General features: G+C 71.8%; 18 protein-coding genes. 14 read left to right on the forward strand and 4 right to left on the reverse strand.

Annotated features, from left to right (window positions below; genetic code table 11):
- Window positions 1–45: 45 nt before the first annotated feature.
- The gene (locus ACUKCB_RS22775) at window positions 46–1,128 is read left to right on the forward strand and encodes a ribonucleotide-diphosphate reductase subunit beta (RefSeq protein ID WP_473037627.1); all 1,083 of its coding nucleotides are present in this window, start codon (window positions 46–48) and stop codon (window positions 1,126–1,128) included.
- 89 nt (window positions 1,129–1,217) lie between these two features.
- Here the strand turns inward: ACUKCB_RS22775 and ACUKCB_RS22780 are convergent, their stop codons facing one another.
- Both ACUKCB_RS22780 and ACUKCB_RS22785 read right to left on the reverse strand, forming a co-directional pair.
- Entirely contained in the window at window positions 1,218–2,282 is a 1,065-nt protein-coding gene (locus ACUKCB_RS22780; protein WP_473036352.1) for an IS110 family RNA-guided transposase, read from the reverse strand.
- A gap of 475 nt (window positions 2,283–2,757) precedes the next feature.
- Complete coding sequence (locus tag ACUKCB_RS22785) at window positions 2,758–2,943, reverse strand: hypothetical protein (protein WP_473037628.1); 186 nt, start codon at window positions 2,941–2,943, stop codon at window positions 2,758–2,760.
- 336 nt (window positions 2,944–3,279) lie between these two features.
- Between ACUKCB_RS22785 and putP the strand changes: the two genes are divergently transcribed.
- From putP to ACUKCB_RS22815, 6 genes are all read left to right on the forward strand, one after another.
- Complete coding sequence (gene putP / locus ACUKCB_RS22790) at window positions 3,280–4,851, forward strand: sodium/proline symporter PutP (protein WP_473037629.1); 1,572 nt, start codon at window positions 3,280–3,282, stop codon at window positions 4,849–4,851.
- 139 nt (window positions 4,852–4,990) lie between these two features.
- Window positions 4,991–6,202, forward strand: coding sequence for an IS30 family transposase (locus ACUKCB_RS22795; protein ID WP_473037630.1), 1,212 nt, complete (start codon window positions 4,991–4,993; stop codon window positions 6,200–6,202).
- Between the two features lie 100 nt (window positions 6,203–6,302).
- Window positions 6,303–6,887, forward strand: coding sequence for a putative glycolipid-binding domain-containing protein (locus ACUKCB_RS22800; RefSeq protein ID WP_473037631.1), 585 nt, complete (start codon window positions 6,303–6,305; stop codon window positions 6,885–6,887).
- A 106-nt stretch (window positions 6,888–6,993) separates the two neighbouring features.
- Entirely contained in the window at window positions 6,994–7,824 is an 831-nt protein-coding gene (nadE, locus tag ACUKCB_RS22805) for an ammonia-dependent NAD(+) synthetase (protein ID WP_473037632.1), read from the forward strand.
- Between the two features lie 308 nt (window positions 7,825–8,132).
- The gene (locus ACUKCB_RS22810) at window positions 8,133–9,506 is read left to right on the forward strand and encodes an acyltransferase family protein (RefSeq protein WP_473037633.1); all 1,374 of its coding nucleotides are present in this window, start codon (window positions 8,133–8,135) and stop codon (window positions 9,504–9,506) included.
- Window positions 9,507–9,618: 112 nt separating this feature from the next.
- The gene (locus ACUKCB_RS22815) at window positions 9,619–10,443 is read left to right on the forward strand and encodes an alpha/beta fold hydrolase (RefSeq protein ID WP_473037634.1); all 825 of its coding nucleotides are present in this window, start codon (window positions 9,619–9,621) and stop codon (window positions 10,441–10,443) included.
- On the opposite strand, the gene ACUKCB_RS22820 is transcribed toward ACUKCB_RS22815, so the two are convergent.
- Window positions 10,418–12,367 carry a cation:proton antiporter domain-containing protein gene (locus tag ACUKCB_RS22820; protein ID WP_473037635.1) on the reverse strand — a complete coding sequence of 650 codons (1,950 nt, stop codon included), beginning with the start codon at window positions 12,365–12,367 and terminating at the stop codon, window positions 10,418–10,420. The two genes, ACUKCB_RS22815 and ACUKCB_RS22820, sit on opposite strands and share 26 nt — an antisense overlap.
- A 252-nt stretch (window positions 12,368–12,619) precedes the next feature.
- Between ACUKCB_RS22820 and ACUKCB_RS22825 the strand changes: the two genes are divergently transcribed.
- Together ACUKCB_RS22825 and ACUKCB_RS22830 are read left to right on the forward strand one after the other, a co-directional pair.
- On the forward strand, window positions 12,620–13,906 hold the full coding sequence (locus tag ACUKCB_RS22825) for an AGE family epimerase/isomerase (protein WP_473037636.1): 1,287 nt from the start codon (window positions 12,620–12,622) through the stop codon (window positions 13,904–13,906).
- A complete protein-coding gene (locus tag ACUKCB_RS22830; RefSeq protein WP_473037637.1) occupies window positions 13,903–14,880 on the forward strand; it encodes a PfkB family carbohydrate kinase in 978 nt (325 codons plus the stop codon). The genes ACUKCB_RS22825 and ACUKCB_RS22830 overlap by 4 nt, the downstream gene beginning before the upstream one ends.
- 31 nt (window positions 14,881–14,911) lie before the next feature.
- On the opposite strand, the gene ACUKCB_RS22835 is transcribed toward ACUKCB_RS22830, so the two are convergent.
- Complete coding sequence (locus ACUKCB_RS22835; protein WP_473037639.1) at window positions 14,912–16,042, reverse strand: carboxylate-amine ligase; 1,131 nt, start codon at window positions 16,040–16,042, stop codon at window positions 14,912–14,914.
- Window positions 16,043–16,463: 421 nt separating this feature from the next.
- Between ACUKCB_RS22835 and ACUKCB_RS22840 the strand changes: the two genes are divergently transcribed.
- From ACUKCB_RS22840 to ACUKCB_RS22860, 5 genes are all read left to right on the forward strand, one after another.
- On the forward strand, window positions 16,464–19,292 hold the full coding sequence (locus tag ACUKCB_RS22840; protein ID WP_473037640.1) for an AAA family ATPase: 2,829 nt from the start codon (window positions 16,464–16,466) through the stop codon (window positions 19,290–19,292).
- A 109-nt stretch (window positions 19,293–19,401) separates the two neighbouring features.
- The gene (locus ACUKCB_RS22845) at window positions 19,402–20,250 is read left to right on the forward strand and encodes an ABC transporter ATP-binding protein (protein ID WP_473037641.1); all 849 of its coding nucleotides are present in this window, start codon (window positions 19,402–19,404) and stop codon (window positions 20,248–20,250) included.
- Window positions 20,247–20,996, forward strand: coding sequence for an ABC transporter ATP-binding protein (locus ACUKCB_RS22850; RefSeq protein WP_473037642.1), 750 nt, complete (start codon window positions 20,247–20,249; stop codon window positions 20,994–20,996). Before ACUKCB_RS22845 ends, ACUKCB_RS22850 begins: the two co-directional genes overlap by 4 nt.
- 9 nt (window positions 20,997–21,005) lie before the next feature.
- Window positions 21,006–21,857, forward strand: coding sequence for a branched-chain amino acid ABC transporter permease (locus ACUKCB_RS22855; protein WP_473037643.1), 852 nt, complete (start codon window positions 21,006–21,008; stop codon window positions 21,855–21,857).
- Window positions 21,858–21,863: 6 nt separating this feature from the next.
- Window positions 21,864–22,958: a branched-chain amino acid ABC transporter permease gene (locus ACUKCB_RS22860; protein WP_473037644.1), complete on the forward strand. Its 1,095-nt coding sequence runs from the start codon at window positions 21,864–21,866 to the stop codon at window positions 22,956–22,958.
- The last annotated feature ends 19 nt before the right edge of the window (window positions 22,959–22,977 follow it).

A 22,977-nucleotide genomic window follows, 5' to 3' on the forward strand; every position in this document is an offset into this window, starting at 1 on the left:
CCCGAGACGACACCGGCACGACCGGAGAACGGAAAAGTACCGAGCATGACCGCGGTTTCCGAGAACAGCGCCGCCGCCACCAGCGGCCTGGGCGAGATCGAGCGCGACGCCGAGCGCGTGAACGTCGACGACAAGTCGATGATCAACGCCCGCGCCGACGTCAACCAGCTGCTGCCCCTCAAGTACACCTGGGCGTGGGACAAGTACCTGTCCGGGTGCAACAACCACTGGATGCCCACCGAGGTCGCCATGCAGGCCGACATCGCGCTGTGGAAGTCCAAGGACGGGCTGAGCGAGGACGAGCGCCTCATGCTCAAGCGCAACCTCGGTTTCTTCGCGACCGCCGAGTCGCTGGTGGCGAACAACATCGTCCTGGCCGTGTACCGCCAGCTGACCAACCCGGAGTGCCGCCAGTACCTGCTGCGCCAGGCCTTCGAGGAGGCCGTGCACACGCACACCTTCCAGTACATCTGCGAGAGCCTGGGCCTGGACGAGGGCGAGCTCTTCAACATGTACCGCGAGGTCCCCTCGATCACCGCGAAGGACGCCTGGGCGCTCAAGTACACCCAGAACCTGGAGGACCCGGAGTTCCGCACCGGTACGCCCGAGGCCGACCAGGCCTTCCTGCGTGACCTGGTCGCGTTCTACGTGATCTTCGAGGGCATGTGGTTCTACACGGGCTTCGCGCAGATCCTGTCGCTGGGCCGCCGCAACAAGATGGTCGGTATCGCCGAGCAGTACCAGTACATCCTGCGCGACGAGTCGATCCACCTGAACTTCGGCATCGACGTGATCAACCAGATCAAGATCGAGAACCCGCACCTGTGGAGCGAGGAGTTCCAGGCCGAGGTCCGGCAGATGCTCACCGAGGCCTGCGAGCTGGAGGTGGCCTACGGCCGCGAGACCATGCCGCGCGGCGTGCTGGGGCTCAACTCCGAGCTGTGCGAGAAGTACATGCACTTCATCACCGACCGCCGCGCCGAGCAGATCGGCCTGGCCCCGATCTTCGGTGAGACGGAGAACCCGTTCCCGTGGATGTCGGAGATGATGGACCTCCAGAAGGAGAAGAACTTCTTCGAGACCCGAGTGATCGAGTACCAGACGGGTGGCGGCCTGGACTGGGACTAGGTCCTCTCCGGGGAGAGCGCTGGTTCTCCCCTGAACGGCCCGGGGCGGGCGCGCGCCCCGGGCCGTTTTCTCGCCGTGACGCTTCTATGTCAAGTGGCGGGCTGAAGAGAGACAACAGCCCGCTCTCTCACCACTTGATCAGCGACCATCGCCCGATACACCACATCCATCAAATGCCGCTTCAACGCCCGATACGCACCCTTGGTGCCCTTGGCCTCCTGCCGGGAACGCACGAACTCCCGGGCCGGCCCATGGAACCGGGCCTGCACCACAGCGATCGAGTGCAGCGCCCGGTTCACCTGCCGGTTCCCACCCCGATGCAACCGGTGCCGCTGGCGCCCCGAGGAGAACACCGGGATCGGCGCGCACCCCGCCCACCGGGCCATCCTCGCCGAGGTCTTGAACCGCGACACGTCCCCTACCTGCGAAAGCAACACCGCAGCCCAGACCACACCCACACCACGAATCCCCAACAGGTTCGGCGCCAACGGCTCCACCAACTCCTTGAGCCGCCGCTCCACCCCAGCGATACGCACCAACAGCGTGTGCACCTCACCCAGCTGCTCGGCCAGCGCCCATCGCACCACCTCACCCAGCTCGGCCCCCTCCACCAGCGCACGCACCCGTCCCACCTTGGCCCGGGTGGCCAACGCACCCTTGCCCAGGTTGTGGTCCAGTTCCCGGTGCAGCATCGCCAGCACCCGGTTGGTCAGGGCCACCCGCCGCCGCACCAGGTCCTGGCGCAGATCCACCAGCACACGCACCTGCCGCACCAGCGGATCGAGACGGTGGCGGGCCAGATCAGGGTCGGCCATCGCCGCGCGGGCCACCGCCACCGCGTCGATCACGTCGGACTTGGCGCCCACCGCCCCGCTCAGGCGGCGGTGGGCGGCCATCGCGCGCGCCGGCACCCACACCACTTCCTGGCCCGCCCCCAACAAGGCGTCAGCGATGGCCCGGCCCAGCCCGGGGCCGCCCTCGATCGCCCACAACACCGGGGCATCGCCCGCCAGAGGGCGGATCCAGGCCAGGAGCTCGCCCAGGGCCTGCGGGCCCGCGGTGACCTTCTTGGCAGTGCCCAGCCGGGTGCCGTCATCGGCCAGCGCGAGGGCCTGGTGCATGTTCTTGTGCGGATCGATGCCCACTGTCACCATGGTGGTGTCCTGTCTTTCCTTTGTTCAGGAACGGGACGACTACCAGGGCCCTGGCCCGGGGGACAGATCTACTGTGAGTTATCGGCTGCACAGGCTTCTATGAGGTCACTCCCGCGGCCAGGGTCTTGGCCTGCGGGTGCTGGTGGACAGGTCACGACAAGGTCCACGTGGGACAGATCTTGCTGGAGTCACCCCAGCCCCGCTGTCGGGCGGCTCCCGTCGAAACCCTCCCGACACACACCAGGATGAACCAGTAGATCTTGCTACCAGGGGCTACTTCGGCGCCGAAGTAGCCCCTGGTAGCAAGATCACCGCGGTTTGGAAGGTTTCGGGCGCTGCACGGGTAGAGGTACGCGGAACGCCCGGCGGGTTCTGGCGGGGCCGGTCCGCTTCCGGGACCTGTCGGTCCGCTTCCGGGTTCTGGCGGGGCCGGTCCGCTTCCGGGTCGGTTCGTTTCCGGGGCCGCCGGGACCTGTCAGTCCGCCTCCGGGGCCGCCGGGACCGGGTCCGGGGTGTAGTTCCGGGTCATCATCGAGTTGCACTTGGTGCACAGGTGTCGGGCCGACCCGGGTGACGAGGGCTGCCAGTCGTGCTCCCCGCGAGGACATATCCCGGACGGTCCTATGCTGCGGGCGCGGATGGCGGCGGGCTGTGCGTCCATGCCGTAACGGTAGCCCTCCTCGCCCTCGCCCACCACCTTCTCCGACCACCTTCGGCGGGCCGAGTTCCGGCCGAACGTCCTCCCCAGCCTCCCGGACCCCCGACAGGCAGGGGTCCGATTACCGGATGTCGCGTATGTCCGATCAGACAAACGGACGTTCCCGTCGATGGCCAACCGGACAATAATGCCTGGTCAAGAACTCGGTGAGGTCTCGAACAGGTGTTGTTCCACACACGGGGCATTGTGGTCCGGGCTACGAGGGGTGATGATCACGGACAAAGTTCGTCTAGCGCGCGTGAGCACAGTTGCCGCGCTCCAAAGGAAAGGAGGAGACGGGTGAACGACTCCACGCTCGCGTCAGTCGCGACCTTCGGCGTGTACCTCGCCGTCATGGTGGCCATCGGGCTCTGGGTCTACCGGAGAACCGTCTCGCAGTCCGACTTCGTGCTCGGTGGACGGCAGCTCAACAGCTGGGTCGCCGGCCTGAGCGCCAACGCCAGCGACTTCAGCGGCTGGCTGCTGCTGGGACTCCCCGGAGCCATCTACGTCTCCGGTCTCGGAGAGGCCTGGATCGCCGTCGGTCTGGCAGCGGGATTCGCGGGCAGTTGGATCCTCATCGCCCCGCGCCTGCGGGTCTACACCGAGCGGGTCAGCGACTCCCGCTTCGGTGGTGAGTCCGACTCGCTGACGCTCTCCTCCTTCCTGGAGAACCGCTTCAACGACCGCTCACGCGCCCTGCGCGCCGTCTCGGCCGTGCTCATCATCGTCTTCTACTTCTTCTACGTCGCCTCCGGCCTCGTCGCCATGGCCGCTCTCTTCGACCAGGTCTTCGGTCTGGCCCCGGCCCCGGCCATCGTGATCGGCGTCAGCATCGTCGTGCTCTACACGGTGCTCGGCGGGTTCCTCGCGGTCTCCTACACCGACGTGATCCAGGCCGTCATGATGTGGGCCGCCCTGCTGGTCGTCCCGGTGATGGCCCTCACCGCCATCGGCGGCTTCTCCGGTCTCGCCGACGGGGTCGCGGGCAGGGGCGACGACCTGCTGTCCGCCGTGGGCGGTACCGCCCTGGACACCGACGCCGGCGCCTGGGTCTCCACCGAGACCCTCGGCTGGGTCGTCATCGTCTCCGGTCTGGCCTGGGGCTTCGGCTACTTCGGCCAGCCGCACATCCTGGCCCGCTTCATGGGCATCCGCTCGGTCAGGGACATCCCCAAGGCCGGTTTCGTCAGCGTGGCCTGGGCGGTCTCCGCGATGGCCCTGGCCGTCGTGGTCGGCTTCATCGGCATCGCCTACTTCGACACCCCGCTCGACACCCCCGAGCAGGTCTTCCCGCGCCTGATCGAGGCGCTGACGCACCCGCTGGTCGCCGGTCTGCTGCTGGCCGCCATCCTCGCCGCCGTGATGAGCACCGCCGACTCCCAGCTCCTGGTGGCCGCCTCGACGCTCACCGAGGACGGCTACAAGGCCTTCGTGAACGAGAACGCCTCGCCCAAGTCGCTGCTGTGGATCAGCCGCGGCACCGTGGTCGCCGTCGCGGCGGTCGCCGCCGGTGTGGCCCTGTGGGGCAACCAGTCCGTCATGGACCTGGTCGGCTACGCCTGGGCGGGCTTCGGCGCCGGCTTCGGCCCGGTCCTGCTGCTGGCCCTGTTCTGGAAGCGCATGACCTGGGTCGGCGCGCTCGCGGGCATGGTCGTCGGCGGCGCGACCGCCATCATTTGGGACATCGTCGACAGCGCCTACCTCGAAACCGGCCTGTACGCCATGGTGCCCGCCGTCATCCTGAGCTTCGTTGCCATCTTCGCCCTCAACGGTCTCGGCCGGGTCAGCGCGCAGATGGAGGAGGACTTCGACAAGGTCGTCCGCGAGATCGGCCAGGGCCGCGCCCCGGCGGCCGAACCGACCGCCTGACCCCGCCTTCTCCGGTCCGGGCCCCGCGCCCCCGCGCTCCGCTGGGGTGGCGGGCCCGGGCCCGTAACGAACGGCTTCCGGCCCCGTGTCGCATGCTTAGGTTCTAGTGGTTGTCGCAACACTCCTGCTAGGGAGTGCGATGGATTTCAAGATCCGGAACCGATCCGTCAACCGGGGTCGCCGTAAGCTGACCGATGAGCGACGCGTCTACCTTGAGCTCGTGCAGCAAGGCGTGAGTAGTCAGGAAGCGTGCCGGATCGTCGGGATCAACTATCGGACCGGGAAGCGATGGCGTAACGGCCGCGCCCCGTCCGCAAGGACCGGCGGGGCTCCACCGATCACCACGGTGGAGCCCTCCGGCCCCTCGCGCTACCTGCATGAAGCCGACCGGATCCACATCGCCGACCGGCTGAGGGAAAAGGCCACCATCCGGCAGATCGCCGCGGAGCTGGACCGCGCCCCCTCCACGATCAGCCGGGAAATCCGCCGCAATCGGCACCCGGTCAACGGCCAGTACCGCCCGCACGCGGCCCAGGCCCGGGCCGAGGCCCGCCGTCCCCGCCCCAAGAGGGGGAAGATCGGCCACACCCCCCTTCTTCGGGACTTCATCCAGGACCGCCTCGACAAGAAGTGGAGCCCTGAACAGATCTGTCAGGCTCTGCGGATAGCCTTTCCCGGCCAACCGGAGCTGCACGTGGTCCACGAGACGATCTACCAGGCCCTCTACGTCCAAGGCCGAGGCGAACTCCGCCGAGAGTTGGCCAAGGCGCTGCGATCGGGCCGGGCACGCCGCAAACCGCGCCGCCAAGCCCAGCAGCGCACCCCGCGGTTCTCCACCCCGATGGTGATGATCAGCGAGCGCCCCGCGGAGGTCGAGGACCGGGCCGTGCCCGGTCACTGGGAGGGCGACCTGATCATCGGCAAGGACGGGGCATCGGCCATCGGCACCCTGGTTGAACGCGCCACGCGCTACGTGATGCTCGTGCACCTGCCCCACGGCCGCAGCGCGGAGCACGTCCGTGACGCCCTGGCGGACACCGTCCAACGCCTGCCCACTCATCTGGTGCGGTCGCTGACCTGGGACCAGGGCAGCGAGATGGCCTCCCACGGCTCCTTCACGGTCGCCACGGACGTCCCGGTCTACTTCTGCGACCCGGCCAGTCCTTGGCAGCGCGGCTCGAACGAAAACACCAACGGTCTGCTGCGGCAGTACTTCCCCAAGGGCACCGACCTGACCCTCCACAACCGGGAGCGCCTTGAGGCGGTCGCGGCCGAGCTCAACGGCCGCCCACGCAAAACGCTCGGCTGGGAAACCCCAGCCGAGCGCTTGCATAAACTACTCGCGGCCTGAACCGACTGACCACGTGTTGCAACGATCCCTAGAAACCGCCATGCGGCACGGGGCCGTCGGCGGTCTGGCGTCCCCCGCCCGGGAACGGTAGAACGGTGACATGTCGTCACTGACGGAACACCCGGCAGCCTGGACCCGCACCGACGTCCCCGAGGGTCTGGGGCTCGGCACGCTCCTGCCCGAACCGGACGGCCACCGGCTGGAGGCGGGGGAGACCGTGGTGGAGGGGGAGGAGCGCTTCTTCACCCGCTTCACCGTCCGCACGGACCTGGCCTGGACGACCCGTGAGGTCCGGGCCGAGGTGCTGTCCGCCTCCGGCCCGGAGTCGGTCACCCTCCGGGCCCAGGACGGCCACTGGACCGACGCCGACGGCTGCCCCCTCGCCGAGCTGGTGGGGTGCCTGGACGTCGACGTCGCGGCCACCCCCCTGACGAACACGCTCCCCATCCGCCGCCTCGGACTGCGCCCCGGCGAGCACCGGGACATCGCGGTGGTGTGGATCGACATCCCCTCCCTGCGGGTCCGCCGTGTCCGCCAGCGCTACACCCGGTACCCGGCCGAGGACGGGCTGGAGCGCTACACCTACCGGGACCCCCTCCACGGCGAGTACCGGCTGTCCGTGGACGGCAACGGCCTGGTGGTGGACTACGAGCGGTTCGCCCGCCGCCTGCGCTGCGACGTTTGACCTGTTCGGGAGCCGAACACCCGGGCGATCACCGGCCCGGATGGTGAAGCGCTCCCCGGTACGGGTGATAATCGGGGAACACATGCACCACACGCAGGGAGCGCACGTGACCGAGACCGAGCTGAGCCAGGAGCGCCGCGAGATCATCCGCGACCTCGAGGTTCCCGCGAGCTTCGACGCCGACGCCGAGATCGCGCGCCGCACGGCCTTCCTCGCCGAGAGGCTCACCACGACCGGCGCCCGCGCCCTGGTCCTGGGGATCAGCGGCGGGGTGGACTCGCTCACGGCCGGACGCCTGTGCCGCCTGGCCGTCGACCGGGCCCGGGATGCCGGGCACACGGCCGAGTACGTGGCGATGCGCCTGCCCTACGGCGCCCAGAAGGACGAGGAGGACGCCGCCCGGGCGGTCGAGTTCACCTCCCCCGACCGCTGCCTGACCGTGGACGTGCGGGCCGCCACCGACGCCATGGCGGCCTCGCTCACCGAGGCGGGCATGGCCTACACCGACGCCGCCGCGGAGGACTTCGTGGTCGGCAACGTCAAGGCCCGGCAGCGGATGATCGCCCAGTACGCGGTCTCGGGCGGGCTGCGCGGCCTCGTGGTCGGCACCGACCACGCCGCCGAGGCGGTCACCGGCTTCTTCACCAAGTACGGTGACGGAGGGGCGGACCTGGTCCCCCTGACCGGTCTGACCAAGCGCCGGGTGCGCGCGGTCGCCGCCCGGTTGGGCGCCCCGGACGACCTGGTGCGCAAGGTGCCCACGGCCGACCTGGAGACGCTCGCCCCGCAGAAGCCCGACGAGGAGGCACTGGGCCTCACCTACGATCAGATCGACGACTTCCTCGAAGGCCTCCCGGTCTCCGACAAGGTGGTACGCACCCTCGTCGACCGCTACCGCGTGACCGCCCACAAGCGGGCCCTGCCCACGGCGCCCTGACCGCGTCCGGGCCCGAACAAGCCCTTTCCCGCCGGTGCCTCCGGAGCGCCGGTAGTGCTGGCACCACCTCACGAGGGTGGGCAGGCCGTGGGGCGGGTGGGGTTCCAGGGCCCTCGCGAACAACCCGTCGTCGCACCTAGTGTCGTTTCCGACGACGCGTCACCGTCTCGATGAACCGTACCGGTGTGCGTTCGTGGACACGGCACGCCGGAACGTGTCGACACCCCCCTGATCCCGGGCAGTACGACGAGGGCACCGCCGCGTACCCGGGTCGACCCGAGTCCGGTAGAACCAAGGAGCGACAGCCGATGACCGTGACCGTCGAACCGACAGACGGAGGCAGGCCCCCCACCCCCGCCCCGGGCCGCGCCGCCGCACCGGTGCGCACCTCGCCCGCTCCGGGCGGGGGACGCGACCGCTTCCTCGACGCCCTGCGCCTGTTCGTCATGGTCCTGGTGGTCGCCCAGCACTGGTGGTTGCCGGTACTGACCGTGCAGTCCGAGGGCGAGCTCGCCGCGGGCAGCGTCCTGAGCACCCCGGGCGGCTTCGCGCTGACCTGGGTCTCGCAGGTCATGCCGCTGATCTTCTTCGTGGGCGGAGCCGCGAACCTGATCAGCTGGCGTTCGGCCTCGGCCCGGGGGGAGACCGCCTCGGTCTGGTGGGCCAAGCGGCTGCGGAGGCTGGCGTGGCCGGTGGTCCCCCTCGCGGTGGTGTGGATCCTCGCCTGCCACCTGCTGGTGCTGGCCGGAGCCCCCGAACAGCCGGTGCTGGTCGGTGCGGGTGCGGCGGGCATGGTGCTGTGGTTCCTCGCCACGTACGTGCTGGTGGTCGTGGCCACACCGCTGCTGGCGGCCGCGCAGGACCGGTTCGGCTGGTGGGTCCCGGCCGGCCTGCTGACCGGTGCCGTGCTCGTCGACCTCGCCCGGTACGCGTCCGGTGTGGACGCCTTCGGCTTCCTCAACGTGGCGTTCGTCTGGCTGGCCGTGCACCAGCTCGGCTTCCGGTACGCGACGGGGGCGATCCGCCGCTCCCACGCGGCGTGGTTCGCCGGTGCCGGTGCCGTCGCCGCCGTGGTCCTGGTGACCGCGGGGCCCTACTCGCTGAACATGACCGGCGTGTTCGCCGCCGAGAACTCGAACGTGGCCCCGCCGACCCTGGTGCTGGCCGCGGTGGGCGCGGTGCAGGTCGGGGTCGCGATGCTGCTCCGGGACCGGATCGCCGCGTGGACGGACCGTTCCGGACCGGCCAGGATGCTGGACCGGGTCTCGCCGCAGCTGATGACGGTGTACCTGTGGCACATGCTCCCGATCAGCGTGGTCGCGGGGGTTCTGGTGTACGGCCTGGGCGTCGACACGCCCGAGCCGATGACCGGGCTGTGGCTGCTGTGGGGCGTGCTCGGTGTGGCGGTCCTGCTGCCGTTGATCCTTCCGCTGGCGCACTGGGCGGTGCGGTTCGAGGAGCCGCCGAAGGTCCTGGGCGGTGACCCCGGGACGGTGCGCGCGCTGGCCGCCGCGGCGCTGATCGGCGGGGGCCTGCTGGCGCTGACGGTGGCCGGGCTGGGCTTCGGGCTGGCCCCGGTGCTGGGCCTGGTGGCCGTGGTGTCCGGGCTGCTGCTGACCGCGGCCCCGCGTGTGGCCGGCGCGGCCGGGGCGCGTCCGGGCCTGTGGGCGTGGCAGCGCTGACGGCCGTCCCGGGGCCGGGCCCCGCCACGGCGGCCGAACCGGGCCCCGGGCCGGCCCGGCCGCACGGCCTGTCGCCGACGGCGGGACGGAGCGCTTCGGGTAGACCGGTGGCATGAACCCCGGAGACATCGCCTACGACCGGTGGGGCAGCGGCCGACCGGTGATCCTCCTGCACGGGCTCGGCGACCGCCGACAGAGCTGGCGGGCCGTGGCTCCCCGCCTGACCGGTGACTACGAGGTCGTCGCCGTGGACCTGCCGGGCTTCGGCGAGTCCCCGGCCCCGGAGCGGGACGAGCCCTACGACGTGGCCGGCCTCGTGCGGGTGGTCCGGGAGTTCTGCGAACTCCACGGTTTCGAGCGCCCGCACCTGGCGGGCAACTCCCTGGGCGGCTCCATCGCCCTGGAACTGGGGGTCCAGGGGGTCGCGGGTTCGGTGACGGTGTTCTCCCCGGCCGGTTTCTCCGACAGGTTCGCCCGCTGGGGCATGCGCACGGCCGGCCTGGTGGCCAACCTCGCCGCCCGCGTCCCCCTGACGGTCCGGGAGCGGCTCGCCGACACCCCGCCCGCGCGGGCCGCCGCGCGCAGGGCCCTGCGCGGCGACCCCGCCTCCCCCGGGGCCAGGACCACCCGGTTCGGCGTCCGGGAGCTCGAACCCGGCGGCTCCTACGTGCGGCTGGTGCCCCGTATCGCCGACTACGACTTCACGGCGCGCCCGATCCCCTGCCCGGTCACCGTCGCCTGGGGCGACCGGGACCGGATGCTGCCGCCCTCCGGTGCCGGGCACGCGCACCGGCGGATACCCGGGGCGCGCATGGTGTCGCTGATCGGGGCCGGACACATCCCGATGGCCGACGACCCCCTCGCCGTCTCCGGACACATCCGCTGGACCTGTCGTGCCGGGGATCGGGTCCTCAGCCCGTCGAGGGTTCGATCCTGACGGAGTCCAGGTAGCACCAGGCCCAGTCCTCGCCGGGCTCCACGGAGGTCACGACCGGGTGGCCGACCCCCTCGGCGTGGGCGGTCGCGTGCCTGCCGGGGGAGTCGTCGCAGCAGCCCACGAAACCGCAGTGGGCGCACAGGCGCAGGTGGACCCAGTCGCGCCTGCCCTGGCGCAGGCACTCGGTGCACCCGGGGCTCTTCGGCAGGACGGGCTGGAGGTTCTCGGTGTGCACGCAGGAGGAGTCCGGGTCAGGGGTGAAGAGGGACATCACGGTGGGGTCGGGGCGCTTCACCCCGGTGCGGCCGATGCCGAGCAGGTCCAGGACCGTGTGGCCCAGCGGTTCGGTCACCGCGCGCTGGGTGTCCACCACCCGGTCGGCGTGCGCCTCGTACAGGCCGGGGACGTCCGGGGTGTCCACGGGGCGCACCACGATCGGGACCCCGGGGGCGACCCCGCCCAGGATGTGTGCGATGTGGGTGGCCTCCTCCGCCGTGTTCTCGGCGATCACGATCAGCTTCACCCGGTCCATGTCGATCTCGTGCAGGACGCTCGCCTTGGTCACCTCCCCACGGACGACGGTGTGCCCCTCGGCCTCGGCCTGGGCCGCCAGGTCCGGGTTGAGGGTCGTCACCGTCACCGGGACGTCGTTGGACCGCAGGTAGGAGGACAGGTGCCGGGCCACCTGGCCCCAGCCGGAGACCAGGACGCGGTCCCGGGTGTCGCCGGGTTCCGGTGCGCTCCGGTCGGTCGCCGGGGCGGGCCGTCCGCCCACCCGTTTGGCCAGGTGCTCGCCGAGCGCGCCGAGCGCGGGCGTGGCGGTCATGAGGACGACCGTGACGGCCACGAGCAACTGGTCGCCGTCGGCTCCCATCCCTGCGGGGCTCAGCCCGTACTCGGCGCCCACCTGTTGGAGGACGAAGGAGAACTCGCCGATCTGGGCGAGGAGGAAGGCCGCCCCCACCGCTGTCGGCGCTCCGACCCGGAGGACGGAGATCGCCGCGTAGGCGGTCACCACCTTGACGACCACGACGGCGAGGGCGGCCAGCAGGACCATCCACCACAGCTGGGCCAGCACGGCGACGTCGAGCAGCATGCCGATGGACACGAAGAAGACGGCGCTGAAGATCATCTGGAGCGGCATGATCTCGCTCAGCGCGTGGGCGCTGTGCCGCGACTCGCTCAGCACCATCCCGGCGAGGAAGGCCCCCAGCGCGTCACTGACCCCGGCCAGCGAGGTCAGGTAGGCCACGCCCAGGGCGATGGCCACGATGGACAGCAGGAAGATCTCGGGGGAGCACAGGCGCGCCACCCGCTCCAGCAGCGGGGGCATCACCTTGCGGGCGATGACGATCACGGCGGTCAGGACCAGGGCCGCGGTGCCCAGGGCTCGGACGATGTCCCACACCCCGTCGCTCTGGCCGCCCAGGATCGGGATCAGCAGGACCATCACGATGATGGCGAGGTCCTGGAGGATGAGGGTGCCCACCGAGGCCTGGCCCACCGGTTGCTGGGTGGCTCCCTTCGCCGCGACCACCTTCAGCACGATCGCGGTGGAGGAGAGGGCGACGAGGAACCCGGTGAAGACGCCGACCCGCCAGTCGACCCCGAACACCGTGCACAGGGCGGTCACGACGGCGGTGGTCAGCAGGACCTGGATGGTGCCGCCACCGAGCACGAACCGCTTGATCTTGGCGAGGCGTTCGACGGAGAACTCCACGCCGATGGTGAACAGCAGCAGCATGACACCGATCTCGGCCGCCGCCTCCACCTGGCTCTCGTCCGCGACCACCCCAAGTTGGTGCGGGCCGATCAGGACGCCCGCGAGGAGGAACCCGACGATGGGGACGACCTTCAACCGGACGAAGAGCGCCCCGATGAGCCCCGCGGTGACGAGCAGGGCCACGATGGGGCCTAGGTACACGGGGGTCTCCCCCGCAGCGAGCATCACTGTCTGCCTCCTGGGCGTTCCTGGTGGTGTGGGCGCCTCGGCCCCGCGGCCGCTCGGACGCGGGCGTCCCCGGGGCGGCCCGGACAGACGTAACCACCGGACGAGGCGGAGCCGCAACTGGACGGTACCCGTCTTCGCGCCGGTCAACGGCGCACCTCGGCCTTTCCCGGAGGGCCGGGCACGGGATACGGTTACGCGCGCAACGACTCCCGAGGAGGCACTGGTTTGACCGCATCGACACACCCGGTACCGGGCGATCCCGCCTGGCTGAGGGCTCAGGAGCGGCACCTGGTCGAGTTCGCCGTGGGGGCCGCCGTCCCCGACGGGTTCGGCTGGTTGGACGCCCGGGGCGAGGTGGAGCCCGACCGCCCGACCGAGACCTGGATCACCGCGCGCATGACGCACGTGTTCTCCCTCGCGCACCTGCGCGGCGACGCCGGAGCGGCGAAGCTCGCCGACCACGGTCTGGCCGCCCTCTCTGGCCCGCTGCGCGACGCCGACCTGGGCGGATGGTTCGACCAGGTGCCGGAGGGGGCTGCCGCGAACGAGCCCCGGGAGCGCTCCCATGGGACCGGGGGCAAACGCCCGGACAAGTCCGCCTACCCGCACGCGTTCGTCGTCCTCGCCGCGTCCTCCGCCGTCCTCGCCGAGCGCCCCGGCGCGCGCGGACTGCTCGACGAGGCCCTGCGCGTGGTCGACGAGCACTTCTGGGAGGAGGAGGCGGCCTGCGTCCGGGAGAGCTGGGACGCGGACTGGAGCGCGACCGAGCCCTACCGGGGGGCCAACAGCGCCATGCACTGCGTCGAGGCGTTCCTCGCCGCGGCCGACGCCACCGGGGACGCCCTCTGGACCCGCAGGGCCCTGGCCGTCGCCGAACGCCTGGTGCACGGGGTGGCCGCCGCGCACGACTGGCGGCTGCCCGAGCACTTCACCCCGGACTGGAAGCCGCTCCCGGACTACAACCGGGACCGCCCCGACCACCCGTTCCGGCCGTTCGGCAGCACCACCGGCCACCTCCTGGAGTGGGCCCGGCTCCTCGTCCACCTCGAACTCGCACTGGAACGCGCGGGGGAGAGCGCCCCGGACTGGCTGCTCGGCGACGCCGAACTCCTCTTCGCCAACGCCGTCCGTCGCGGTTGGGCGGTCGACGGCGCGGAGGGGTTCGCCTACACGCTGGACTGGCAGGACCGGCCGGTCGTGCGCCAACGCATGCACTGGGTGGTCGCCGAGGCCACCATGACCGCGTGGACGCTGGCCCGGCGCACCGGGAACGAGGCCTACACCGGGCACTACGACCGCTGGTGGTCCTACGCGGACCGGTTCCACGTGGACCGCGAACACGGCAGCTGGCGGCACGAACTCGACCCGGCCAATCAGCCCTCGGGATCGGTGTGGGCGGGCAAACCGGACGTCTACCACGCCTACCAGGCCGCGCTCCTGCCCCAGATCGGGCTCGCGGGCTCCATCGCGGCGGCCCTGCCCGCCGCGCGTCGGAACGGAGGGACGGCATGAGCGCCGGATCGGCCCGACTCCTCGTGGTCGGGGAGAACGTCATGGACCTGCTGCCCACCGAGCACGGGCCCGGGATCCTCCGTGCGGCCCCCGGGGGAGGCCCGGCCAACACGGCGGTGGCCGCGGCACGGCTGGGCCTGCCCACCCGGTTGCTCGCCCGGATCGGTTCCGACGGTTTCGGCGGCCTCATCCGCGACCGCCTCCTGGCCGAGGGGCTGGACCCCTCCGGTCTGGTCGCCGCCTCGGAGCCGTCGGCGCTGGCCCTGGCCACGCTGGCCGCGGACGGTTCGGCCCGCTACGACTTCCGGATGGACGACGCGGCGGACTGGCGGTGGCGCCCGGGAGAACTACCGGAGTCCCCGGGTGAGGGGGTCAGGGCCGTGCACGCGGCCTCGATCGCCCTGTTCCGGGAACCCGGGGCCTCCCGGATCGGGGAGCTGCTGCGGCGCGAACACGACCGGGGGCGGGTGACCGTCACCCTCGACCCCAACATCCGGCAGGACGTGGTCGGGGCCCCGGACGCCGCCCGCGCCCTGGCCCTGCGCCACGCCGCCCACGCGCACGTGGTCAAGGCCAGCGACGAGGACCTCGACTTCCTCTACCCGGGGCGCACGACCGTGGAGGCCGCGCACGCCCTCGCCGCTCTCGGCCCGTCCCTGGTCGTGGTCACCATGGGCGGTGACGGTGCCCTGGCCCTCTCCCACGGGGTGACGGCCTCGGTCACCGTTCCGCAGGTGGAGGTCGTGGACACCGTGGGTGCCGGCGACTCCTTCATGGGCGCCCTGCTCCACCGCCTGGACCTGGACGGACGGTTGGGATCCGACCCCCGGAGCCGCCTGACCGGCTTCACCGGGGCCGCTCTGGCGGACCTGCTGTCCTACGCGGCCGCGGTGGCCGCGCACACGGTCACCAGGGAGGGAGCGGACCCGCCCACCGCGGCGGAGCTGGCCGCGGGGCCGGTCCGGGGCGGTTAGCTCCGGGCCGGACGGCGCTCACCGCAGCCCCTCACCGGTGGTGGTCCACCACGTCGCTCATCCGCTCCCTGCGCGCGTAGGCCGAGCGCTGGCGGGCCGCGCCCGATCCGGCGGTCAGGACCCGGTCGAGCAGGGAGGACACCAGGTCGGTGTCGCCGGTGAGGGCCAGACCGGGTAAGGCGGCTCCGCGGACCCGCTCCATCGCGGCGCTCGCGGTCAGGGCCTGGCCGGTCAACGGGTCGGGCACGACGCCCTCCAGACCGTCCCTGGCCGCGCGCCACACGGCGGCCCGCAGGGTCTGGCCGCTGAGGTCGGGGGCGGGGACGCCGTTGCGCACGTCGGCCAGGGCCCGGGCGGCGAGCCCCCGGGTGAGGGTGGCGAAGAGCAGGGCCTCCTCCGCGGTGGCGGCCACGTCGCCGATCCGGATCTCCAGGGTGGGCAGGTGGTCGGAGAGGCGGATGTCCCAGTAGACCATGTGCCGGTCCAGGATCGCCCCGCTGGCGGCCAGCCCCCGGACCGCGCGTTCGTGCCCGCTCAGGGTGCGCAGCAGGGGCGGCGGCCCGGCGGACGGCAGGCGGTTCCAGGAGACGGTCCGCCAGCTGGCGTGGCCGGTGTCCCGTCCGGACTGGAAGGGCGAGTTCGCGGAGAGGGCGACGAGGAAGGGCAGCCATCGGCGGAGGTGGTCGCTGACGGCCACGGCGGTGGACCGGTCGGGGATCCCGACGTGCACGTGGCAGCCGCACACCACGTGGGCGTCGCGCAGGGCGCCGAAGTAGGCGGCGATGTCGGCGTAGCGGCGGCCCTTGCTGACCGCGGCCGCCCCGGGGTCGCCGAGGACGGCGGTGCCGGTGGCGGCCACGGCCAGTCCCGCGTCGCCGGCGGCGCGACGGAGTTCACCCCGCGCGCTCTCCAGGAAGGCGCGGGCGTCTTCGGCGGTGGTGCACACGGGGCTGTTGGCCTCCACCTGGGCGCCGGTGAACTCACCGCACAGGTGGGCCCCGAGGGTCCGGGTGCGGGCCAGGACGTCGGGGGCCCGGGAGAGGATGCGGCGCGTGCGCGGATCCACGACGAAGAACTCCTCCTCCACACCGAACGTGAGGGGTCGGTTCGCGGTGCCGACGGGGACGGTTCGCTCGTCCGCTGTCAGGGAGCAGTTCTCCATACGGGTCCTCCGGCTGTCCGATCCAGTGCGTCCCGCACTGGATATCCCGCGCGGGACGGCCGGGACAGTGTCCCCAAGAGGACAAAAAGCTATCCGGAGGGTTGTATGTACGGTTTGCCGGTTTCGCGGGTGAGGTGTTACACGCACGTAACGTCTTGATAACTGGGATGAGGCCGGGCGGCGGTCCGCGAGGGGCGTCCGCCGGGGGTTCGACGGTGACCGGCGTCACTTCACCGGGTGTCGGAAGCGCAGGTGGATACCGGGTTTCGCGCTCTGGGAGCCTCCGTTCGCGGATGCCCCGAGGGCTCCGGGGCCCCACCGCGCGAGTACCGTGTGCGACTCCGTGCGGGTATCGGTGAAACGACCAGTGTGACCATAGAGACCTGCCGTAACAGGGGCGAGCTGTGCGAATGTGATCAACGTGACAGAAAGGTACGCGGAGCACCCGAGAGCACGCCTCCGGGGCCGGAACGCCGAACAACGGATCCTCGCTGACGCCCTGGGCGACGCGAGGTCCGGCCGAGGCGCGTCCGTACTCCTCACGGGAGCCCCGGGCCACGGCAAGACCGTCCTCATCGACGAAGCCCGAAACACCGCAGGTGATTTCACCGTCCTGCACGTGGCCGGGGTCGCCGACGAGGCGGACTTCGCCCTCTCCGGACTCCAGCGCCTCCTCCGTCCCGTCGAACCCGCACTCGACCGGCTCCCCGCGCCCAGGCGGGACCTCCTCCGCGAGGCCCTCACCCGCGGTGGCGTCGCCGACACCGACCGGTTCGCGCTCTACACCTCCCTGCTCGAACTCCTCTCCCTGATCGGAGCCGAGCAGCCCCTCCTGCTGTGCGTGGACGACGCCGACCTGCTCGACGGCGCCTCCCTCGACGCCCTGGCCTTCGTCGCCCGACGGCTCACCGGAACCCACGTCGCCGCCGTGTTCGCGGCCTGCGCCGGACGCGGGAAACCCGTCGGTCCCCGGCGGGCCGGTGCCTCGGAGGGGGGCGTCCGCGGCGAGGGCGCCGACACGGCCCTGGTCCCGGGGGTCACCGAACACGTGCTCGCCCCCCTGGAGGACCGTGCGGTGCACGACGTCCTCACCGACCGGGCCCCCGCCCACCTGGCCTCCTCGGTCCGTGCCGCGCTGGTCCTCGCCGCCCACGGCAACCCCGCCGCCGTCCTCGGCTTCCTGTCGGCCCTGACCACGGAGCAGGTGCAGGGCGAGCGGCCCCTGCCCGAGCCCCTGCCCCTGACCGCCCGCCTGCGCTCGGCCCAGCTCGCCCCCTACCGGGAACTGCCCGAGGAGACGCGGCGGATCCTCCTGCTCGCGGCACTGGCCGCCGAACCCCGGGTCCACCGGCTGCTCGACGCCGCGGGCGGTCCCGGCGCCTCCGTCGCGACCCTGGAACCGGCCGAGGAACGCGGCCTGGTCCGGGTGGACGGGGACGCCGTGCTCTTCGTCGACCCCCTCCTGCGCAAGGCCATCGCCCAGGGCACCCCCGCCGGCCGGCTGCGCGAGGCCCACCGCGCCCTGGCCGGGGTGACCGACCGCGAGTACTCGCCGGTCGAGTTCGCCCGGCACGCCGCCTGCGGGGCCGACGCCCCCGACACCGCGCTCGCCGACGACGTGGCGTCCGCCGCCCGGCGCGCCAAGCGCCTGGAAGGGCCGCTTCCGGCCTCGCACACCAACGAGCGCGCCGCCGCCCTCACCCCCGACCCCGACGAACGCACCTGCCGCCTGGCCACCGCCTCCTACGAGGCCTACGTCGCCGGCGACTCCGCCCGCGCCGCCCGCCTGCTCGGCCAGGCCCGGCCGCTCGCGGTCTCGGATCGGCGCCGGGCCACCGTCGCCCTCATCGAGGCCGAGTTCGACATGCGGGACTGCAACGCGATCGACGCGGCGGAACGGCTGTACCAGGTGGGCCGCGACCTCGTCCCGCACGACCGGAACCTGGCCCTGCGCGCGCTGGTGCGGTCGGCCGACAGCGCCTCCTACGCGGGCGACCCGATCCGCCACAAGAAGGCGTCGGATCTCGCCGTCCCCCTGGTCAGGCCGGACGACTCGGCCTCGATGCGGCTGATAGCGGCCTACCTGGAGGGGTGCACGCTCTCCTTCCAGGGCGACTACGTGAACTCGACCCCGCTGCTGCGCGAGGCCGTCCGGCTCTCGAACGAGATGAACGAGCCCTCGGAGATGGTGTGGGCGGGCATCTGCGGCCTGCGCCTGGCCGACACGCCCTACGTCCGCACCATCACCTCCCGCGCGGTGGAGGCCGCCCGCTCCCGCGGCGAGCACTCGTTCGTCCCCTCGGCCCTGGCCTTCCTCGTCTTCTCCGAGTTCTGGAGCGGACGCTTCCCCTCGGCCGCCGGGACCGCGCTGGCCGGTCTGCGCTCCTCCCGCGAGTCCGGACAGTCCATCTGGGCTACCCAGCACCTGGCCTCGCTGGCGATGATCGCCGCCATCCAGGGCGATGTCGACACCTGCCGGATCCGAGCGCGGGCGGTCGCCGCCCAGGCCGGGGAGAACAGCCTCGGCCTGCCCGCCGCACTGGCCGCCTGGGCCCTGGCCGTCCTGGAGCTCTCGCGGGGCAACGCCGCCGAGGCCTTCTTCCGGCTGCGCTCCCTGGTGCACGCCGGGCCCGGCCATGGCCACCCCACCATGCGCCTGCTCACCGCCCCGCACTTCGTGGAGGCCGCGGTCCGCATGGGTGAGACCGAGTGGGCGAGCGCCTCCCAGGCCGGATACCGGGGCTGGGCCGACGCCGTGGACAGCCCGAGCGCGCTGGCCCTGGCCGCGCGCGGGGACGCCCTGCTCGCGGCGGGCGACGAGGCGGCGGACCACTTCGAGGCCGCGCTCGCCCTGCACCGGACCTGCGGGGACGACGACGTCGAACACGCACGCACCCAGTTGCTCTTCGGCGCCTTCCTGCGCCGGGCCCGCCTACCCGGACGGGCCCGGGAACACCTGTATGACGCGCTGGAGACCTTCGAGCGCTTCGGTGCCCGGCTGTGGGTCCGACAGACCCGCGCCGAGCTGCGCGCCATCGGTACCGCCGAGCGCAGCCCCGAGCCCCCCGCCACCGGGGAGCTCACCGCCCAACAGCAGCAGATCGCCCGGCTGGTGGCCGAGGGCGCGACCAACCGCGAGGTGGCCGCGCACATGTTCATCAGCCCCCGCACCGTGGAGCACCACCTGCGGGGCATCTTCCGCAAGCTCAACATCAGGTCCCGGGTGGACCTGGCCCGTCTCCTGAACTGAACCATCCCGGGGCCGGCCGCGACGAGGCGGACGGCGCCCCCGCATACCAACAGGGTCATACCAACTGGTCGGTACGGGTTCTCTGGTCGAAACCGAGAGAAAGGCAGTCATGACAACGACCGCACCGGAACATCTCCTGAGAGCGGACGGGGTGACCGTGCGCTTCGGAGGGCTCACGGCGCTCGACGACGTCGGTCTCCAGGTCGAGCCGGGCTCCGTCGTCGGCCTCATCGGCCCCAACGGAGCCGGCAAGACGACCCTCTTCAACGTCCTGTCCGGGGTGCTGCGCCCCACCGGCGGAACCATCTCCTGGAAGGGGGCGCCGCCGCCCGGAAAGCGGACGCACCACCTGGCCAGGGCCGGGATCGCCCGCACCTTCCAGGGCCTCAACCTCTTCCCGATGATGTCCGTCCTGGGGAACGTCATGGTCGGCGCCGACCGCCTCGCCAGGGGCGGCGCGTTCTCCCTCCTCAGCGGCCTGGGCAGGCACCACCGCGAGGAGCGCGAGCTCAGGGAGCGCGCCATGGCCGCCCTGGAGCGCTTCGGGGTCGCCGAGCACGCCCTCCGCCTGCCCGGCACCCTCCCCTACGGCGTACAGAAGCAGGTCGCCCTCGCCCGAGCCTGCGTCGGCGAACCCGAACTCCTGCTGCTGGACGAACCCGCCAGCGGGCTCTCCGGCCAGCAGATGGACACCCTCGCCAAGCAGATCCGCGGCTTCAGCCAGGACATGGCGGTCGTCCTCGTCGAACACCACATGGACCTGGTCATGGAGGTCTGCGACCACATCGTGGTCCTCAACTTCGGCAAGGTCATCGCCTCCGGGACCCCCGCGGAGGTTCGGGCCGACCCCGCCGTCACCCAGGCCTACCTGGGCACACCCGCCTCCGAAGAAGCCTCCGGAGGCGGCCGAGCCGCCGTCGAGACCACGCACGGCAACGGGAACGGAGCCGCCGGATGAGCGACACACCGCTGAACAGCACCCCGCCGACCGGCGAGACGCTCCTGAGCGTGCAGGACCTCAGCGCCTCCTACGGCGCGGTCCGCGCCCTCGACGAGGTCAGCCTGAACGTGCCCGAACGCGGCCTGTGCGCCGTCCTCGGCGCCAACGGCGCGGGCAAGACCACCCTGCTGCGCACCCTTACCGGCCTGCACCGGGCGAGTTCGGGGAAGGTCCTGCTGGCGGGCGAGGACATCACCCGGCTGCCCACCGAGAAGGTCATCACCCGGGGCCTCGCCCACGTCCCCGAGGGCGGCGGCGTGATCGTCGAGCTCACCGTGGAGGAGAACCTGCGCCTGGGCGCCCTGTGGCGCTCCGACCGGCGCGACCGCACCACGCTCGACGAGGTCATGGACCTCTTCCCGCCCCTGGTGGAACGCCGGTCCAGGCCCGCCGGAACCCTCTCCGGAGGTGAGCGCCAGATGCTCGCCATCGGCCGCGCGCTCATGGCCAGGCCCAAGGTGCTGCTCCTCGACGAGCCCTCGCTCGGCCTCGCGCCGCTGATCACCAAACAGATCTTCAGCCTGCTGCGCGACCTGCGCGACCGGACCGGTCTCACCGTCGTCCTCGTCGAGCAGAACGCCGCCGGGGCCCTGTCCGTCACCGACCATGGCTTCGTCCTCAACCAGGGACGCGTCGCCGCGGAGGGACCCTCCGACGGACTCCTGGCCGACGACCGTACGCGCCACGCCTACCTCGGCTTCTGAGGGAGACCCATGAACTACTTCATCACCCTGACCCTCAACGGGTTGGCGTCCGGGGCGGCCTACGCAGCACTGGCGCTGGCCCTGGTCATCATCTACCAGGCCACACGGCTGGTGAACTTCGCCCAGCCGGCCCTCGCCCTGCTGTCGGTGTACGCCGCCTACACGGTCACCCAGCTCACCGGCTCCTACTGGATCGGCTTCGCCGCCGCCCTCGGCACGGGTCTGCTCGTCGGCGCCTTCGTGGAACGCGTGGTCGTGCGGCCCATCGCCCGCACCTCCCAGCTCAACGCCATCATCGTCACCCTCGGCCTCCTCCTGGTGGTCCAGGGCGGGGTCGGCATGATCTGGGGCAACGAACAGCACGGCTTCGGCTACGCGTTCAGCTACGTGGGCCGCTTCGCCCCCTCGGACGTGTTCGCGCTGGTGTCCGTGGGCATCGCCGCCCTGCTGCTGTTCGCCCTGTACCGGTTCACCCCGCTCGGGCTGCGGATGCGCGCCGCAGCCTTCCACCCCGAGGCCGCACGGCTCAGCGGGGTGAAGGTCGGCATGATGCTCACCGCGGGCTGGGGCATCGCCTCCCTCATCGGCGCCCTCGCGGGCATGCTCGCCGGGCCGCCGTTCATCTCGCCGAACGTCTTCGACGTCGTGTTCGTCTTCGGTATCACCGCGGCGGTGGTCGGCGGACTGGACAACCCCTTCGGCGCCGTCATCGGCGGCCTGCTCATCGGTCTCGGCATGTCCTACGTGTCCGGTTACGTCGGACCCGAACTGGCGACCCTGACCGCTCTCGCCATCGTCGTCATCGTCCTGAGCGTGCGCCCCGACGGCATCCTGTCCCGACCGACCGCGCGAAAGGTGTAGCCAGTCATGACCTCGCCCACCACACAGCGCGAAGAGCGCCCCACCGCCTCCGGCGACGGAACGACCCCGCCCCGGACCCCGGGCACCTCCCGCTGGGGAGCGCTGCCCCTGCCCGCCCGTCACCTGCTGCTGGCCGCCCTCGGCCTCGCCGCCGTGACCGGACTGCTGCTGGCCACCGGCGACCTCACCGCCCTGCGGCTCGCCGCCGTGGGGTACACGATGCTCGCCATCGCGGGCCTGCAACTGCTCGTCGGCGGCTCCGGCCAGGTCTCCCTCGGCCACGGCGCGTTCATGATGATCGGCGCCTACTCGATGGCCCTGCTCGTCCTGCACCAGCCGACGCTGCCGATCATCGCCAACCTCGGCATCATCGTCCTGGTCTCGATCGTGGCGGGTGTCGCGGTCGGCGCCGCCACCGCACGCCTGCACGGTCCCTACCTGGCCGGCGCCACCCTCATCCTCGCCGTCGGCCTGCCCGGGCTCACGCACCGCTACCACGACTTCCTCGGCGGCAGCAACGGCCTGAACATCCGCACCGCCGGGGCCCCGCCCTTCCTCGACGGCGTCATCTCCACCAGCGAATGGCGAGCCCTGGTCGTGTGGACCACGGTCGTCATCGGTCTGGCCCTGCTCGCCACCGTCTCCGCGGGCCGGCTCGGCCGCCGGATGCGCGCCATCCGCGACGACGAGACCGCCGCCTCCATGGCGGGCATCCCCGTCGGCAAGACCAAGGTGGTCGCCTTCGTGATCGCCTCCGCCGCCGGCGGTCTGGCCGGAGGCCTCCAGGCCTACGTGCTCGGCACCGTCACCCCGAGCAGCTTCACCCTGGTGCTCTCGCTGACCCTGCTCGCCGCCCTGGTCCTCGGCGGCATCGGCAGCCTGTGGGGCGCTCTGTGGGCCTCGGTCGCCATCGTCTACCTGCAGATCTGGGCCACCGACCTGGCCCGCTTCCTGAACATGAGCCGCGACGCCGAGAACAACCTGCCGATCGTGTTCTTCGGCATCGTTCTCATCCTCGTCCTGCGCTTTTGGCCCCTGGGCGTCCACGGGGCCCTCCAGAACCTCAGAGCCCGTCTCCGAGCCCGCAGCAACTCCTCTTGACCCCCTAGTAAAGGAGAAG

It is taken from the genome of Nocardiopsis moroccensis (genome assembly GCF_055763695.1).

Excerpts from the sequence above, each read along its gene's own strand:
- ACUKCB_RS22775 (WP_473037627.1), top strand. The coding sequence starts at position 46 with ATGACCGCGGTTTCCGAGAACAGCGCCGCCGCCACCAGCGGCCTGGGC.
- ACUKCB_RS22780 (WP_473036352.1), bottom strand. The coding sequence starts at position 2,282 with ATGGTGACAGTGGGCATCGATCCGCACAAGAACATGCACCAGGCCCTC.
- ACUKCB_RS22785 (WP_473037628.1), bottom strand. The coding sequence starts at position 2,943 with ATGGACGCACAGCCCGCCGCCATCCGCGCCCGCAGCATAGGACCGTCC.
- ACUKCB_RS22795 (WP_473037630.1), top strand. The coding sequence starts at position 4,991 with ATGGATTTCAAGATCCGGAACCGATCCGTCAACCGGGGTCGCCGTAAG.
- ACUKCB_RS22800 (WP_473037631.1), top strand. The coding sequence starts at position 6,303 with ATGTCGTCACTGACGGAACACCCGGCAGCCTGGACCCGCACCGACGTC.
- ACUKCB_RS22810 (WP_473037633.1), top strand. The coding sequence starts at position 8,133 with ATGACCGTGACCGTCGAACCGACAGACGGAGGCAGGCCCCCCACCCCC.
- ACUKCB_RS22815 (WP_473037634.1), top strand. The coding sequence starts at position 9,619 with ATGAACCCCGGAGACATCGCCTACGACCGGTGGGGCAGCGGCCGACCG.
- ACUKCB_RS22830 (WP_473037637.1), top strand. The coding sequence starts at position 13,903 with ATGAGCGCCGGATCGGCCCGACTCCTCGTGGTCGGGGAGAACGTCATG.
- ACUKCB_RS22835 (WP_473037639.1), bottom strand. The coding sequence starts at position 16,042 with ATGGAGAACTGCTCCCTGACAGCGGACGAGCGAACCGTCCCCGTCGGC.
- ACUKCB_RS22845 (WP_473037641.1), top strand. The coding sequence starts at position 19,402 with ATGACAACGACCGCACCGGAACATCTCCTGAGAGCGGACGGGGTGACC.
- ACUKCB_RS22850 (WP_473037642.1), top strand. The coding sequence starts at position 20,247 with ATGAGCGACACACCGCTGAACAGCACCCCGCCGACCGGCGAGACGCTC.
- ACUKCB_RS22855 (WP_473037643.1), top strand. The coding sequence starts at position 21,006 with ATGAACTACTTCATCACCCTGACCCTCAACGGGTTGGCGTCCGGGGCG.
- ACUKCB_RS22860 (WP_473037644.1), top strand. The coding sequence starts at position 21,864 with ATGACCTCGCCCACCACACAGCGCGAAGAGCGCCCCACCGCCTCCGGC.